This is a genomic window from Roseiarcus sp. (genome assembly GCF_049514155.1).
GTDB lineage: Bacteria > Pseudomonadota > Alphaproteobacteria > Rhizobiales > Beijerinckiaceae > Roseiarcus.
Genome location: NZ_JBEKVH010000153.1, coordinates 1 through 13793, shown reverse-complemented (window position 1 = coordinate 13793; position 13793 = coordinate 1). Strand labels below are relative to the sequence as shown.

Below are 13793 nucleotides of genomic sequence, written 5' to 3'. Positions count from 1 at the left end.
CGTTCGAGAAGGGCGAGCCGTGCGGGCAGACCGATCGTCTCGCGCCCCTGCCGCCCCGGCGCGCCCCGCGCGCAAAATGGCGCCCAACCCCCTGAAATCGCCCGCCCGTGCAACGGACTTGTCGCCGCCTCACTCGTCGTCTTCGAACGGTGCCCTGTCCACCCCGTTGCCGACCAGGATCTCGCGCTTGCCCGAGTGGTTGGCCGGGCTGACGACGCCTTCCTGCTCCATGCGTTCGACGATCGAGGCGGCCTTGTTGTAGCCGATCGACAGGCGCCGCTGGATGTAGCTGGTCGAGCATTTGCGGTCGCGCAGCACGATGTTGACGGCGCGGTCGTAGTAGTCGCCGGCCTCTTCGGAATCCATGGTCGACAGATTGCCGGCCTCCGCCGCCTCGACCTCCGCGTCGGGGTCTTCCTCGGTGATGGCGCTCAAGTATTCGGGTTGTCCCTGCGCCTTGAGATGGGCGACGACCCGCTCGACTTCGGAATCGGAGACGAACGGCCCGTGGACGCGGCTGATGCGGCCGCCGCCGGCCATGTAGAGCATGTCGCCCTGGCCGAGCAGCTGCTCGGCGCCCTGCTCGCCGAGAATGGTGCGGCTGTCGATCTTGCTCGTCACCTGGAACGAGACGCGGGTGGGGAAATTGGCCTTGATCGTGCCGGTGATGACGTCGACCGACGGGCGCTGGGTGGCGGTGATGATGTGGATGCCGGCGGCGCGCGCCATCTGCGCCAGGCGCTGCACGGCGCCTTCGATGTCCTTGCCGGCGACCATCATCAGGTCGGCCATCTCGTCGACGACGACGACGATGTAGGGCAGCTCCTCGAGCTCCATCTCCTCCTGCTCGTAGACCGCCTCGCCGGTGTCGCGGTCGAAGCCGGTCTGCACCGTGCGGGTGATCGCCTCGCCCTTGGCGTTGGCCTCGGCGACGCGCGCGTTGAAGCCGTCGATGTTGCGCACGCCGACCTTCGACATCTTCTTGTAGCGGTCCTCCATCTCGCGCACCGCCCATTTCAGCGCGACGACCGCCTTCTTCGGGTCGGTGACGACGGGGGTGAGCAGATGCGGAATGCCGTCGTAGACGGAGAGCTCGAGCATCTTCGGGTCGACCATGATCAGACGGCACTGCTCGGGCTTCAGCCGGTAGAGCAGGCTCATCACCATGGTGTTGATCGCCACCGACTTGCCCGACCCCGTGGTGCCGGCGACCAGCAGGTGCGGCATGCGGGCGAGGTCGACGATCACCGGCTCGCCGCCGATCGTCTTGCCGAGCGCGATGGCGAGGCGGTGCTTCGACTTCTCGAAATCCTGGCTCGCCAGCAGCTCGCGCAGATAGACGGTCTCGCGCCGCTGGTTGGGCAGCTCGATGCCGATCACGTTGCGCCCTTGCACCACCGCGACGCGGGCCGAGATCGCCGACATCGAACGGGCGATGTCGTCGGCGAGGCCGATGACGCGCGACGACTTGATGCCGGGGGCGGGTTCGAGCTCGTAGAGCGTGACGACCGGGCCGGGGCGCACGTTGATGATCTCGCCCTTGACGCCGAAATCGTCGAGCACGCCTTCGAGCAGGCGCGCATTCTGCTCCAGCGCGTCCTCGGAGATCTTCGAGGCGACCGCCCGCTTCGGTTCGGCGAGCATCGCCAGCGGCGGCAGTTCGTAGGCGTCGCGATCGAGCAGCGACAGCTGCGCTTCGCTTTGCGCGCGCCGGCCGGGCTTGAGCGCGCCGGCCGGCGGGGCGACGCGAATCGGCCCGTCGACTGCAGGCGCGGCGCCGGTCAAGGTCGGTTCGATGCGCTCGCCGCGCGGCGCATAGGCGGAAAGGTCGGCGACGAAGGCGTCGGGCTCGCGGCCGAGCCAGGGCGCGCGCGGCGCCGGGCCGACGGCGGGCAAGGGGGCCTTGCGCAACAACAGCCGCCTGAGCGCGCTCTTGATCGTCAGCGCGGTGTGGATGAGGGCGCCGAGCGAGACGAGGCCGAAACCCGGCTCGCCGTCGCTGTCTTCGTCGTCGCTGTCATAGCGCTCGGGCTCGCGCCGCAGCGCGGCGGCGTCGGCCGCCGGCCCGGCTTCGGCCTCGGCCGCCGGCTTGAGGTGGTAACCGGCGGCGGCGGTCAGCGACAGAATCGCCGAAGCGGCGAGCGCCAGGCCGAAGGCGGCTTGGCCGAGCGGCCAGCCGGCCAGCAGCCGGTGCGGCGCCCATAACACCGCGTCGCCGATCACGCCGCCGAGCCCGGTCGGCAGCGGCCAGCTTGCCGGAATCGGCAGCAACGACGCGCAGCCGGCCGCCAGCGTCGAGCCGAGCGCCCACAGGATGAGCTTGTTGCGGATGCGGTCGAGGCGCTTTTCGGTCGTCAGTCGCCAGCCCCAATGGGCCGGCGGAATCAGCGCCACGACGCAGGCGAGGCCGAAGAACTGCATGGCGACGTCGGCGAGAACCGCGCCGGGACGTCCGAGCAGGTTGTGGATCGGGGTCGAGGTCGCGTGGTTGAGGCTGGGGTCGGCGACCGACCAGGTCACCAGCGCCAAGCAAGCGGCGACGAGCGCGGCGAGCACGCCGAGGCCGACGAACTCAGCCGCTCGCCGCTTCGGCGCCTCCCGCAGCGAGTCGGGCAGGTAGTCCAGAAACGTGAACGTCGTGGTGCGCATCGCTCGACCGCTCGCCCGGGGCCGCGGCGAACGCACGCGGCTCAGCCGGAAAGGCTAGGCGGAGCGAGTTAATGTCGGCCTAACCTTAACAATTCGGGCGCCGAGACAGGGCGGGCGAAAAAAAAGGACGCCGAGGCGGCGTCCGAGTCGGGGAGGAACCACGAGGAGCCGGTCCGGCGGGGGAGGAACCGCCGGACCGGGTACGCTTTACTGAACGACTTCGCCGTGCAGGGCGAGATCGAGGCCGTCGCGCTCGACGTCGTCGCTGACGCGCAGCCCGATCACCATGTCGATCACCTTGAGGATGATCAGCGAGATGACGCCGTCGTAGATAATGACGGTGCCGATGCCGATCAGCTGGTTGATCACCTGGCCCGGGTTGCCTTCGATGAGGCCGGAGTGGCCGCTGTACTGGTTGATCGCGAACACGCCGGTCAGGATCGCGCCGATGATGCCGCCGACGCCGTGGACGCCGAAGCAGTCGAGCGCGTCGTCGTAGCCGAAGGCGTGCTTGAGCGCGGTGGCGCCGAGGTAGCAGCCGACGCCGCAGGCGACGCCGATCACCATCGAGCCGATCGGGCCGACGTAGCCGGAGGCCGGGGTGATGGCGACCAGACCGGCGACGGCGCCGGAGCAGATGCCGATGACCGTCGGCTTGCCGCGGTGCGCCCATTCGACGAACATCCAGGTCAGCGCGGCAACCGCGGTGGCGATCTGGGTGACCGTCATCGCCATGCCGGCCTGCACGCCCGCGCTCACCGCCGAACCGGCGTTGAAGCCGAACCAGCCGACCCACAGCAGGCCCGCGCCGATGAAGGTGAGGACCATGTTGTGGCCAGGGCCGCTGTCGCGACGCTTGCCGAGCATGATGGCGCACATCAGACCGGCGACGCCGGCGTTGATGTGAACGACCGTGCCGCCGGCGAAGTCGAGCACCACCTTCCAACCGGCGAAGTTGCCCTTGTCGTCGACGTTGGCGGTCGAGAACATGCCGTCCGGACCCCAGACCCAGTGGGCGATCGGCGCGTAGACGAGAATCGCCCACAGGCCGATGAACCACAGCATGGCCGAGAACTTCATGCGCTCCGCGAAGGCGCCCGCGATGAGGGCCGGGGTGATGATCGCGAACGTCATCTGGAAGCACATGTAGACGGTTTCAGGGATCGTCGGCGCCAGCGAATTGGGGTTGCCGATGCCGCCGTTGTTCACGTCGCTGAGAATCCCTTGCAGGAACGCGCGACTGAGCCCGCCGATGAAGCCGCCGCCCGAAGTGAACGACAGGCTGTAGGTGAAGACCGCGTAGAGGACCGTCACCAGGCAGGTGATGGCGAAGCTCGTCATCACGGTGTCGCCGACGTTCTTCTTGCGGACCATGCCGCCGTAGAAGAGGCCGAGGCCCGGGATGGTCATCATCAGCACCAGGGCGACGGAAGTCAGCATCCACGCGGTGTCGCCGCCCGACGGCGTGCAGTTTGTCATAACCGCGGGAACGGCCGGGACGGCCGCATATTTGTCGGTGGCGTCGATTGCCGCGACGCCCGCGGCGCAGGCGGGCGTCGCCGGCGGCGGGGGCTTGACGGCCGCGGTCGCAGCGGCGGCAGGCGCGGCGGCGGCGGGGGCAGCGGCGGCAGGCGCCGAGGCTGCAGGCGTCGGCGTCGCGTCGTCGGCGAATGACGGCGCGGGGGCGGAGAAGCCGATCAGCGCGGCTACCGCCAACGCGGGCGCCAAGCCTTTGAGGAACCGAGTCAGATTCATCGTTTAAATCTCCGATTCAAAGGGAATGGTTGGCTCAGAGGGCGTCCTTGTCCTTCTCGCCCGTGCGAATGCGGACTGCCGCCTCGATGTTGGTGATGAAGATCTTGCCGTCGCCGATCTGACCGGTTCGGGCCGCCGCGACGATTGCGTCGACCACTTTGTCGACAAGCTCGGCGTTGACCGCGACCTCGATCTTCAGCTTCGGCAGAAAACTGACCGCGTATTCCGCCCCTCGATAAATCTCGGTGTGACCTTTCTGGCGGCCGTAGCCTTTCACTTCGGTCACAGTCAGGCCGTTCACTTCGGTCACAGTCAGGCCGTGAACGCCGATGGCGGTGAGCGCGTCGCGCACCTCCTCGAGTTTGAACGGCTTGATGATGGCCATTACGATTTTCATGAGCCTCGCCCCGTTTTGGAGGTCGCGACGCGGATCGAAGATGACCCGCGCTTCCCTCGTGCAATGGTCGACCGGGCGCGTAGGCGCGCGGTGCGCGGCCCTCCTTACAAGGGTCGTGCCAGCGACGGCTGTGGGATTAACGCGATGACAACTATACGGATTTCGCTCGTCTCGCGGATCGTTGCCCAATTGGCGGGCGGCTCATCGCGACAATGGCGGACAATTAGGCGCCCAAAAAACAGTCAGGCGATCGGCGCTGTGCGGATCGGACGGACAAGCCCTTCTTGGGCCACGCTCGCCACCAACACGCCGTCGCGGCTGAACAGCATTCCGCGGGTCAGCGCGCGCGCGCCGCAAGCGCTCGGGCTGTCCTGCGCGTAGAGCAGCCACTCGTCGGCGCGGCGGGGGCGGTGCAGCCACAGCGCGTGATCGAGGCTCGCCACCTGATGGCTGCCGTCAAAAATGGCGTGGCCGTGGGCGACCAGCGCCGTGTCGAGCAGCGTCATGTCGGATAGATAAGCCAGCGCCGCCGTGTGGATCATAGGGTCGTCGGGAAGTCGACCGCCGATGCGAATCCACACCGATTGCTCGGCGGCGCGGGTTTCGCCGGCGCGCAAGGGGGCATAGCGCCGCATACTTGTCGGGCGGAACTCGATCGGACGGACGCGATCGAACAGCGTTTGCAGGCGCTTGCGCGCCGATTCGGGCATCGCGGCGAGCGCCGCCTCGGGATCGACGATCTGTTCCGGCGGCGGCGCCTCGGGCGCCGACGCCTGGTGTTCGGGGCCGCCTTCGGCGATTTGGAAAGACACGGCGAGGACGAAAATCGGCTCGCCGCGCTGGCTGGCCGTCACGCGGCGGGTCGAGAAGCTGCGGCCGTCGCGGACCCGCTCGACCTCAAACAGGATCGGCTCGGCGGGATCGCCTCCCAGCAGGAAATAGGCGTGGAGGGAATGGGGCGACCGCCCCGGGACGGTGCGCTGCGCGGCGACGAGCGCCTGGGCGATCACCTGTCCGCCGTAGACCCGCGCCCAACCCATGTCCGGCGAGCGACCGACGAAGCGGTCGACGCCGGCGGGCTCGATGTCGAGCAGGGCCACGAGATCTGCGGAGGTCAGCGGCATGATCGCTCCAATCGCCAGCGGCCTTTTGGCGGTCCGCGGCCGGCTTCGTCAACCCCTACGCTGCGGCGCGGGTCCGTCCGCGCCGCAGGAGCCGTAAATGCCGCAGAGTTTCGTCGACTTGCGTAACGCTCCCGTAATTCCTCGCTGCCACTATGGCCCGACCGAAACGGGCATTGACGCTCACCCATGCGATCGCTTCGACGCCTCTTCAACGCCGGCCGCCGCGCCGCCGCCGCCTTCGCGACCCGCCGGGATGGCGGGCCGGCGGCGGAGTTCGCCCTGGTCGCGCCGATCTTCATCGTCGTGGTTTACGCCACGGCGCAATGCGCGATCATCTTCATCTGCAACTCCTATCTGGAGACGGCGGCCGAGGAATCGGCGCGCCAGGTGCTGACCAACCAGGCGGGCTCGCTTTCCGCCGCGCAATTCAAGACCGCGGTGTGCGCCGACATGCCGGCGCTCTTCAATTGCGCCAGCGTCATGATCAGCCTGCAGCCGGCGACGTCGGAGTCGTCGATCAACACCGCCCCGCCGACGTTCAATTCGAACGGCGTCTTGAGCAGCACCCTGCCTTACCAGCAGCCGACGTCGGGCCAGATCGGCGTGCTGCAGGTCATGTATCCGTGGCCGGTGATCGGCCTACCGCTCGGGTGGAATTTCGCCAATCTCGGCAACGGCGCCTACCTGATGACGTCGACTCAGGTGTTCAAGGTCGAGGCGCAATGACGAACGCAAGCGCTCCTATTTCGAACATTCTGCGGCGCGCCGCCCACGTCGGGCGCGCGCTGCGCGACGACACGCGCGCCATGGCGGCGGTCGAGGCGGCGCTGATCCTGCCGGTCGCGCTGACCATGTTCGCGCTGCTGCTCTACGGCGCCGAGGCCTTCGACGCACAGCGCAAGGTGACGCTGACCGCGCGCACCGTCACCGACCTCATCACCCAGACGACGCCGACGATGGTCAGCGGAAAGCCGTCGGTGCCGCAATCGTCGATCGACGCCGATCTTTCGTACGCCTCGTGCGTCATGACGCCTTTCTCGTCTTGCCCCACGCCGTCGTCCAATCTGACGATGCTGGCCACGGAGGTGTTGATCAATTCCAACCAGACCACCGCCACGGTGCAATGGAGCGAGCCGTTCAACGGCGCGACGGCGCGGGTCGTCGGTTCGACGGTGACCCTGCCGACCGGCCTAGGTACGGGACAGCAAGGCAACTATTTCATCATGGGCGAGGTCTACTACGTCTACACGCCGCTCAACCTCTACACCCCGGCCTCGGTGATGACGCTGCACGATGCGATCTATCTGACGCCGCGCGCCTCCGCGAGCCTCAACATGCTGGTCGGGCAGTAGCCGCCAGCGCGCCCATTATGCGTCGACGCGCGGCTCGCCGGCGTCGGACGCCGCCAAAACCTCCTTGCCGTTCCCGCAAAGCTCGGCGCTCGCGCGCGCACGCGCTTCGGGGCCGCCGCGACGAAACGTGCGACGAGAGCGGAGTCGCGCCCGGCGCGTCGACGGGAGCGCGACGCGATCAAGTCGAGTCGTTCAGGTCGCCGGTGCGAGCAGTCCCCGGATCAAGTCCGGGCGGAGGCCATCCAGACTTGGAGTTTGCGGCGGCGGCTTGGTCGGAATCGCGTCGCCGTCGCTCGCAATGGCGCAGACGGCGTTCCAGCGTGGAAGCGACAGGCTCCGGTTCGGCGTCGCCGCGCGCTTGGCTTCGCCGCCGCCGCTGCGCGGTCGCGCGACGGCTCGGGCTTCGCTTCGTCGCGTCTGTGCGGCGCGTCGAGCGCGAACGAGCGAGAAAGGATGCGGCGGCGACGTGCGGATCGCGTCCCTTCGCGTCCGACGACGCGCCGCAAGGCCGATCGGCCGCGACGTTGAGCGGTCGAAGTCGCCCAAGAATCAGCGCCTGACCATCGCAAACGAAGACGGCGCGGCCGATGGCCGCGCCGCGCAGGAGAGGAAGAGGGGAGGCGCGGTCGACGGCCCGCGCCCGCAGGACTCAGTTGGTCAGATGCGCCGTCGCCGTGACGGTGTTGAACAGCGTCTGCAGGTCGGAGCCGAGATTGCTGCTGTCGACGCCGGCGTCATAGAAGAGGCCGGACGAGGCGCACGTCTCCAGGTTGGTTGCGATCTGCGAGTTGGTGGGCGGGTTCGTGTTGAAGGGCTCGATCCAGTCCTCGTACCACGTGTTCGAGGTCACCGGCAGATAGTCGGTGTAAAGGATCGCGATGCGAACGCCGCGGTTCTTGATCGTGGTGCACAGCGCCGTGTTGATCGGCTCCTGGCAGCGGCTGCCGGTTTCCGTTTGGCTGCACGACGGCGGACTGAGTTCGTCGGCGACGCCGTCGGTGACGATGAACAGAACTTCCTGCGGCGTGTCGCCGACCACGTTCGTGCCGTTGCCGGGGTTCGGCATGATCGTGTTCACCGCGCCGAGGGCGTTTTCGTAATTGGTGGCGTAGTCGCCGCCGCCGCCGCTGCTGCTGCACGCCGAATTGCCGCACTCATTGTTGTTCGAATAGTACTCCATGACGCCGAAGTTGGGCGAAGCGCTCGCCCAGCCAGAGACGAAATTGTTCGTCATCGACATCAGGTTGTTGTAGTTGTTCGTGCTGGTCATCCCGATCTGCCAGGAAGAATCCATCGTGTAGGCGGCGAATTGGTAGACGGGCGGCGTGCCGGTCGCCGTCTGCTCGGCGTTCGACGCTGCGGTCATCAGATCGCTGATGCCGGTATTGAGCGCATCCAGGCGAAGCGGGATGGTGTTGTGGCGCGCGAGCGAATAATCGTCGATCTGCGTTCCTTGCGTCGCCGAGCAGTACGCGTTCGGGGTGCCGCCGGAGGAGACCGTCGGCGTGGTGTAGGTGGTGCCTTTCAGGCAGGGATTTCCTTGCGTGTCGCCATTGCCGGTGCTGGCCTGATGGCAGGCGAAGGCGCATCCGCCTTGCTGCGGCGTCAGGGTCTCCATCTGCGTGATGCCGGCTGAGGTCTGCGGCAGCGCCATCGACGGCGAATTGTCGAGCAGCACATAGAAGTTGATGTTGGGGGCGATCGACGCGTTCGCGGTCGAGGAGCCTTTGACCTGCAACGCCGAATAGCCGAGGACGCTGGCGAAGATGTTCTGGTTGGCGGCGACGTAGCTGACCGTGACCGTGCGCTTCAGCGAGTTGTTGTTGGGATTGGTCACGGTGACGGTGAGGACGGTGTCGGTTGCGATGAGCGAGGATATGGCGTTCGCCTGAGCGTTGAAGAGGTTGGTCGCCGCCGTTTGCGCCGCCGCGTCGGACTGCTGCATCATCGAGGGCGTCAGCGCGGCCAGCACCGCCGCGTCGGCGGCGGCGTCGAGCTCGGTCTGCACCTGCATCGCGTGGGTGTAGTCGATCGCGAATCCGGCGCCGAACATCAACACCGGGAGCATCAGCGCGTACATCATCGCGACGTTGCCGCGCCGGTTCGCGATGAACCTGGTCGGGGAGGGGAAACGCATGGCCAAACCCGCTTTGGTCGAGTCCGCGACCCGCCGTCGTCGCGACCGCCGCGACGCGCCGAGCCCGGAAACGCTTCGGAATGCCATGTCCAGGCTAAACGAATAGCTAATATAGTCGCTGAAACTCCGGGCCGGTCGGCGACGGATGGGGGAAAGACTTCGCAAGGTTACGGAATCGTGGCGGCGATCGACAAATCTTCGGCGCTCCGCCTGGGGCCGCGGGCGCGATCCAAAGCGATGCGCCCGACGATAGCCCCGAGCGGGCGGGCGAGGGCGCCGAGATGCGCCATCCCCTGACTTTCCGTCGCAGCCGAAGGCGGCGCGTTGCTTCGGCGCCACCGGGCGAATTATGCTCGATTCGCAGGGGAGGGGCGCCGCCATGCGGTTCAGGGCTTTGATTTTCACGGTTGGCGGGCTCGCAGCCGCGGCGATCGTTGCAGCGATCGCCTACTGGTTCCTGGTCCTTCAGCCGCACGGCGCGCCGCCGGCCTCGGTCGTCACCGCGACCTTCGCGCCGACGCCCGCCCCGAGTTCGCCCGCCGCGGCCCCGGCGGTCCAAGCCAGCGCCGCCAAGTCGCCCGCCGCGGCGCCGTCTCCGGCCTCGACGCCCGCCTTCGACATCGTGCGGGTCGAGCCGAGCGGCGAAGCCGTCATCGCCGGACGCGCTGCGCCCAGCGCGCGGGTCGAACTCAGCGACGACGGTAAGGCCATCGGCGACGCCGCCGCCAATGACGCGGGGCAGTTCGTCATCCTGCCGGCCCCGCTCAGCCCCGGACGCCACCCGCTGCGCCTGTCGGCCAAGGTCGGCGACGGCGCGCCGCAGGTTTCCGACGTGGTCGTCGTCGAAGTAGCGGCAGCGCCGGCCGCGGTCGCCGCAGCGCCGGCGGCGACGCCTTCGCCCGCCGCCAAGCCGGCGCCGACCGTCGCCGCGGCGCCGACCCCGACTCCGGCTGCGATCCCGGCCACGAGCGCCGCCGCGACGCCGATCCCGGCGGCCACGAGCGCCGCCGCGACGCCGACTGCGGCCGCAAGCGCCGCCGCGTCGACGCCCACGCCCTCGGCGAAGCCGGCCGCAACGCCGACGCCGACGGTCGCCGTCGCGGTCGCCAGCGTGCGGCCGGTCGATCCGGCCGGGCTCGAGGCGGTCGGCTCGGCGCCGGCCGGCGCGCATGTGCGATTGCGGCTCAACAATTCGGTGCTCGCCGAGGTGATCGCCGGCGCCGATGGCGAGTGGCGGCTGACGATCGAACGCGGCCTGACCGCCGGCGATTATGTCCTCGAAGCGGCGGCGATCGACGCGGCAGGCGCGATTCTGGCGCGCGCCGAGGCGCCGTTCGTCTATCCGCAGCGCGAGGCCGTCGCCATCGCCGCTCCGGCGACGCCCGCCGCGGCGCCGTCGCCCGCGGCGTCCTCGCCGGCCGCCGTCGAGCCGACGCCCGCCGCGCTCAGGCCGTCAGCTTCGACGCCGGTCGCTTCGGCTGCGCCCGCCGCGGCGCCGTCGCCCGCGGCGTCCTCGCCGGCCGCGCCCGCCGCGGTCGAGCCGACGTCCGCCGCCTCGACGCCAGTCGCGGCGGCCGCGCCGTCTTCGCCGCCGTCGCCGGCGGCTTCGTCCGCCGCCGCCGAGCCGACGCCAACCGCGACGCCCGCCGCGCCGGCCCCGACGGCGCGCGTCGCCGCCGAGCCGGCGCCCTCAGCCGCCTCGCCGGCGTCGACCCCGGCCGCGGCCGAGACCCCGCTGGCGACCGCCGCTCACGCCGTCGTCGCCGAAGTGAGCACCTACACGGTGGTGAAGGGCGACAATCTGTGGGATCTGGCGATCAAGTACTACGGCGACGGGTTGCGCTACGCCGATATCTTCTCGGCCAATTCGTCCCAGATCCGCGATCCGAACTTGATCTACATCGGTCAGATCTTCGTCGTGCCGCCAAATCCGACGACGAATCCGCCTCCGGCGCGCTGACGCTCGCCGACCAAGATCGGATTCAGCGGCCCGTCGTTTCCTGTGAGGCCAGTCGCTCGAGCGTCGCCAGCGACAGGAAGCGGCCTTCGCCGTCGCGGATGCGGACGTTCGGCCGCTTGTGCTTCACCAGGGTCGCGACGAGGTCGCGCGCGGCGCGCGCATCCTCGCGCCGATCGACGATCGGCCGCAGTTCCGTGCCAGAGGAGATCGTGAAACGCATCGCCCCTACGCTTGCCCCCGGGCGACGTCTAGCACAATGGCGCCGCCCCGGCCAGCGGCGGGTGCGGGCGGGCGTCTTGGGGCCCCCGATCGCGGTCTTGCGGCTGAAGCGCGGTGGCTCCCCGAGCAGGACTCGAACCTGCGACCATTCGATTAACAGTCGAATGCTCTACCAGCTGAGCTATCGGGGATCAGGCCGGAACGCCGGCGCGATATAGCAGAAAATCGCGCGATGGAAAGCGCCAATTTTCCCTGCGGCGGCGGCGGGCCTTGCCGCGCTTCGACCGCGGCGCCACGATCGCGCCATGCTCGATCCGCGCCGTCGTCCCGAATTGCTGACTCCGGCCGAGATGGCCGAGGTCGACCGATTGACCATCGCCGCGGGAACGCCGGGCATTACGCTGATGGAGCGCGCCGGCCTGGCAGTCGCCGGGGAGGCGGCGCGCATGGCGCCGAGCCGCGGGCGGATCGCCATTCTGTGCGGCCCGGGCGGCAACGGCGGCGACGGCTTCGTCGCGGCGCGGCTGCTCGAATCCTGGGGCTATCGGGTCGAGCTGGCGCTGCTCGGCGACCGCGCGCGGATGCGCGGCGATCCGGCCTTGGCGGCGGAGCGCTGGCGGGGGCCGGTTCACGCCGGCGAAGGATTCGCGTTCGACGCCGCCGACCTCGTCATTGACGCCTTGTACGGCGCCGGTCTGTCGCGCGACATCGACGACTCGGCGCTCCGTTGCGTCGAGGCGATCAACGCCGTCGCGCGTTCGGGCCGGCCGGTTCTCAGCGTCGATACGCCTTCCGGCGTCGACGGCGCGACCGGGCAGGTGCGCGGCGCGGCGGTCCAGGCGAGCGCGGTCGTCACGTTCTTTCGCCTCAAGCCCGGCCACCTGCTGCTGCCCGGGCGCGCGCTGTGCGGCCGTCTCGTTCTCGCCGACATCGGTCTCAGCGAGCGCGCGCTCGAGACGATCGCGCCGAGGGCCTTCGTCAATGCGCCAGCGATTTGGCGCGCCGCGGCGCCGCGGCTCGACGCCTTCGCCCACAAATATACGCGCGGCGCGGCGCTCATCGTCTCCGGCCCCGCCCACCGCACCGGCGCGGCGCGACTGGCGGCGCGCGCGGCGCTGCGCGTCGGCGCGGGGTTGGCGACGATCGCCAGCCCGCCCGACGCCGTCGCGGCCAATTCCGCCCATTCGACGGCGGTGATGGTCGCGCCCTTTGCCGGTCTCGCCGGTTTTGCGCGACTGCTCGCCGACCCGCGGCGCAACGCCGCGCTGATCGGTCCCGGCGCCGGCGTCGGCGAGGCGACGCGCGGCCTCGTCGCCGTCGCTTTGACCGAGCCGAGCGCTGAGCCGCGCGCGATCGTCCTCGACGCCGACGCGCTGACGAGTTTCGCCGGCGACGCCGGCGGATTGGCGGCGTTGATCGCCCGCGAAGGCCGGGCGACAATCGTCACGCCGCACCAAGGCGAGTTCGTCCGTTTGTTCCGCGGCCGTGCCGAAGTGCTTGATCAGTCATCCAAACTTGGTCGCGCCCGCGCCGCCGCCGCAGCGCTCGGCGCGGTCGTCGTCCTCAAGGGCGCCGACACGATCGTCGCCGCCCCCGACGGTCGCGCCGCGATCGGCTTCGACCTGCCGCCGACGCTCGCCACCGCCGGCTCGGGCGACGTGCTCGCCGGGCTGGCCTGCGGCCTGTTGGCGCAGCGCATGCCCGTCTTCGAGGCGGCGGCGGCGGCGGTGTGGCTGCACGGCGCGGCGGCGCGCGCGCTTGGGCCGGGATTGATCGCGGAGGATCTGCCCGAAGCGCTGCCGGGCGTGTTGAGTGAACTATCTTCCTCAAAACATTCAGTTCTATAATAACATAAACGATTCGAAGGCGCATCCAATGTATTATCACGTTCTCATAGAGACGACCGAGAAGATCGGAAAGTCACAATCAAATAGGCAGTTGTTTGATTTGGACAATACCGATCTTAAGGAAATAGAAAACAGAATAGTAAAACCATTTCTTCAAAGAGATGAATTTCAGATTGATGGTTATTTCCTGAATTCGACCGAAGTAAGGCGTCTGGTAGTTAAGCAAACGTCGAGCACGACCCGTGAATTATCAGAATTCGAAAATGAGCATATGCCGCCTGGAATAATAATGTACGTTTCACCTAGCGATATAGTGAGTTATGACAAATATACAAAGGATATAACAGTTGAAC

Annotated in this window: 12 protein-coding genes and 1 tRNA gene; 6 read left to right on the top strand and 7 right to left on the bottom strand. The window is 68.5% G+C overall.

Annotated elements, in window-relative coordinates; genetic code table 11:
- Positions 1-129: 129 nt before the first annotated feature.
- Complete coding sequence (locus ABSF49_RS17580) at positions 130-2649, bottom strand: FtsK/SpoIIIE family DNA translocase (protein WP_424113944.1); 2520 nt, start codon at positions 2647-2649, stop codon at positions 130-132.
- 207 nt (positions 2650-2856) lie between these two features.
- Positions 2857-4128 carry an ammonium transporter gene (locus ABSF49_RS17575; protein ID WP_424113945.1) on the bottom strand — a complete coding sequence of 424 codons (1272 nt, stop codon included), beginning with the start codon at positions 4126-4128 and terminating at the stop codon, positions 2857-2859.
- Between ABSF49_RS17575 and ABSF49_RS17570 the strand changes: the two genes are divergently transcribed.
- The gene (locus tag ABSF49_RS17570) at positions 4052-4411 is read left to right on the top strand and encodes a hypothetical protein (RefSeq protein ID WP_424113946.1); all 360 of its coding nucleotides are present in this window, start codon (positions 4052-4054) and stop codon (positions 4409-4411) included. The genes ABSF49_RS17575 and ABSF49_RS17570 overlap by 77 nt on opposite strands.
- A 27-nt stretch (positions 4412-4438) precedes the next feature.
- Here ABSF49_RS17570 and ABSF49_RS17565 read toward each other — a convergent pair whose 3' ends face one another.
- Entirely contained in the window at positions 4439-4801 is a 363-nt protein-coding gene (locus ABSF49_RS17565; RefSeq protein ID WP_424113943.1) for a P-II family nitrogen regulator, read from the bottom strand.
- Between the two features lie 242 nt (positions 4802-5043).
- Positions 5044-5925, bottom strand: a complete 882-nt coding sequence (locus tag ABSF49_RS17560) for an acyl-CoA thioesterase (protein WP_424113942.1) — start codon at positions 5923-5925, stop codon at positions 5044-5046.
- Between the two features lie 186 nt (positions 5926-6111).
- Here ABSF49_RS17560 and ABSF49_RS17555 point away from each other — a divergent pair, with 186 nt between their 5' ends.
- Together ABSF49_RS17555 and ABSF49_RS17550 are read left to right on the top strand one after the other, a co-directional pair.
- On the top strand, positions 6112-6651 hold the full coding sequence (locus tag ABSF49_RS17555) for a TadE family protein (RefSeq protein WP_424113941.1): 540 nt from the start codon (positions 6112-6114) through the stop codon (positions 6649-6651).
- Positions 6648-7277: a TadE/TadG family type IV pilus assembly protein gene (locus ABSF49_RS17550; RefSeq protein ID WP_424113940.1), complete on the top strand. Its 630-nt coding sequence runs from the start codon at positions 6648-6650 to the stop codon at positions 7275-7277. The genes ABSF49_RS17555 and ABSF49_RS17550 overlap by 4 nt, the downstream gene beginning before the upstream one ends.
- Positions 7278-7926: 649 nt before the next feature.
- Here ABSF49_RS17550 and ABSF49_RS17545 read toward each other — a convergent pair.
- Positions 7927-9414, bottom strand: coding sequence for a TadE/TadG family type IV pilus assembly protein (locus ABSF49_RS17545; RefSeq protein WP_424113939.1), 1488 nt, complete (start codon positions 9412-9414; stop codon positions 7927-7929).
- Between the two features lie 379 nt (positions 9415-9793).
- On the opposite strand from ABSF49_RS17545, the gene ABSF49_RS17540 reads away from it, so the two are divergent.
- A complete protein-coding gene (locus tag ABSF49_RS17540; RefSeq protein WP_424113938.1) occupies positions 9794-11374 on the top strand; it encodes a LysM peptidoglycan-binding domain-containing protein in 1581 nt (526 codons plus the stop codon).
- A gap of 22 nt (positions 11375-11396) precedes the next feature.
- On the opposite strand, the gene ABSF49_RS17535 is transcribed toward ABSF49_RS17540, so the two are convergent.
- On the bottom strand, positions 11397-11594 hold the full coding sequence (locus ABSF49_RS17535; RefSeq protein ID WP_424113937.1) for a hypothetical protein: 198 nt from the start codon (positions 11592-11594) through the stop codon (positions 11397-11399).
- Between the two features lie 114 nt (positions 11595-11708).
- Positions 11709-11784 (bottom strand) — tRNA-Asn (locus ABSF49_RS17530).
- Between the two features lie 114 nt (positions 11785-11898).
- Here ABSF49_RS17530 and ABSF49_RS17525 point away from each other — a divergent pair.
- Positions 11899-13440, top strand: coding sequence for an NAD(P)H-hydrate dehydratase (locus tag ABSF49_RS17525; RefSeq protein ID WP_424113936.1), 1542 nt, complete (start codon positions 11899-11901; stop codon positions 13438-13440).
- A 28-nt stretch (positions 13441-13468) separates the two neighbouring features.
- Positions 13469-13793: hypothetical protein (locus tag ABSF49_RS17520; RefSeq protein WP_490363330.1), on the top strand; the 325-nt coding region annotated here is incomplete at its 3' end.

Coding starts and splice junctions, on each gene's coding strand:
- ABSF49_RS17565 (WP_424113943.1), bottom strand. CDS start 4,801: ATGAAAATCGTAATGGCCATCATCAAGCCGTTCAAACTCGAGGAGGTG.
- ABSF49_RS17545 (WP_424113939.1), bottom strand. CDS start 9,414: ATGCGTTTCCCCTCCCCGACCAGGTTCATCGCGAACCGGCGCGGCAAC.
- ABSF49_RS17540 (WP_424113938.1), top strand. CDS start 9,794: ATGCGGTTCAGGGCTTTGATTTTCACGGTTGGCGGGCTCGCAGCCGCG.
- ABSF49_RS17555 (WP_424113941.1), top strand. CDS start 6,112: ATGCGATCGCTTCGACGCCTCTTCAACGCCGGCCGCCGCGCCGCCGCC.
- ABSF49_RS17575 (WP_424113945.1), bottom strand. CDS start 4,128: ATGACAAACTGCACGCCGTCGGGCGGCGACACCGCGTGGATGCTGACT.
- ABSF49_RS17580 (WP_424113944.1), bottom strand. CDS start 2,649: ATGCGCACCACGACGTTCACGTTTCTGGACTACCTGCCCGACTCGCTG.
- ABSF49_RS17535 (WP_424113937.1), bottom strand. CDS start 11,594: ATGCGTTTCACGATCTCCTCTGGCACGGAACTGCGGCCGATCGTCGAT.
- ABSF49_RS17525 (WP_424113936.1), top strand. CDS start 11,899: ATGCTCGATCCGCGCCGTCGTCCCGAATTGCTGACTCCGGCCGAGATG.
- ABSF49_RS17560 (WP_424113942.1), bottom strand. CDS start 5,925: ATGCCGCTGACCTCCGCAGATCTCGTGGCCCTGCTCGACATCGAGCCC.
- ABSF49_RS17570 (WP_424113946.1), top strand. CDS start 4,052: ATGGTCATCATCAGCACCAGGGCGACGGAAGTCAGCATCCACGCGGTG.
- ABSF49_RS17550 (WP_424113940.1), top strand. CDS start 6,648: ATGACGAACGCAAGCGCTCCTATTTCGAACATTCTGCGGCGCGCCGCC.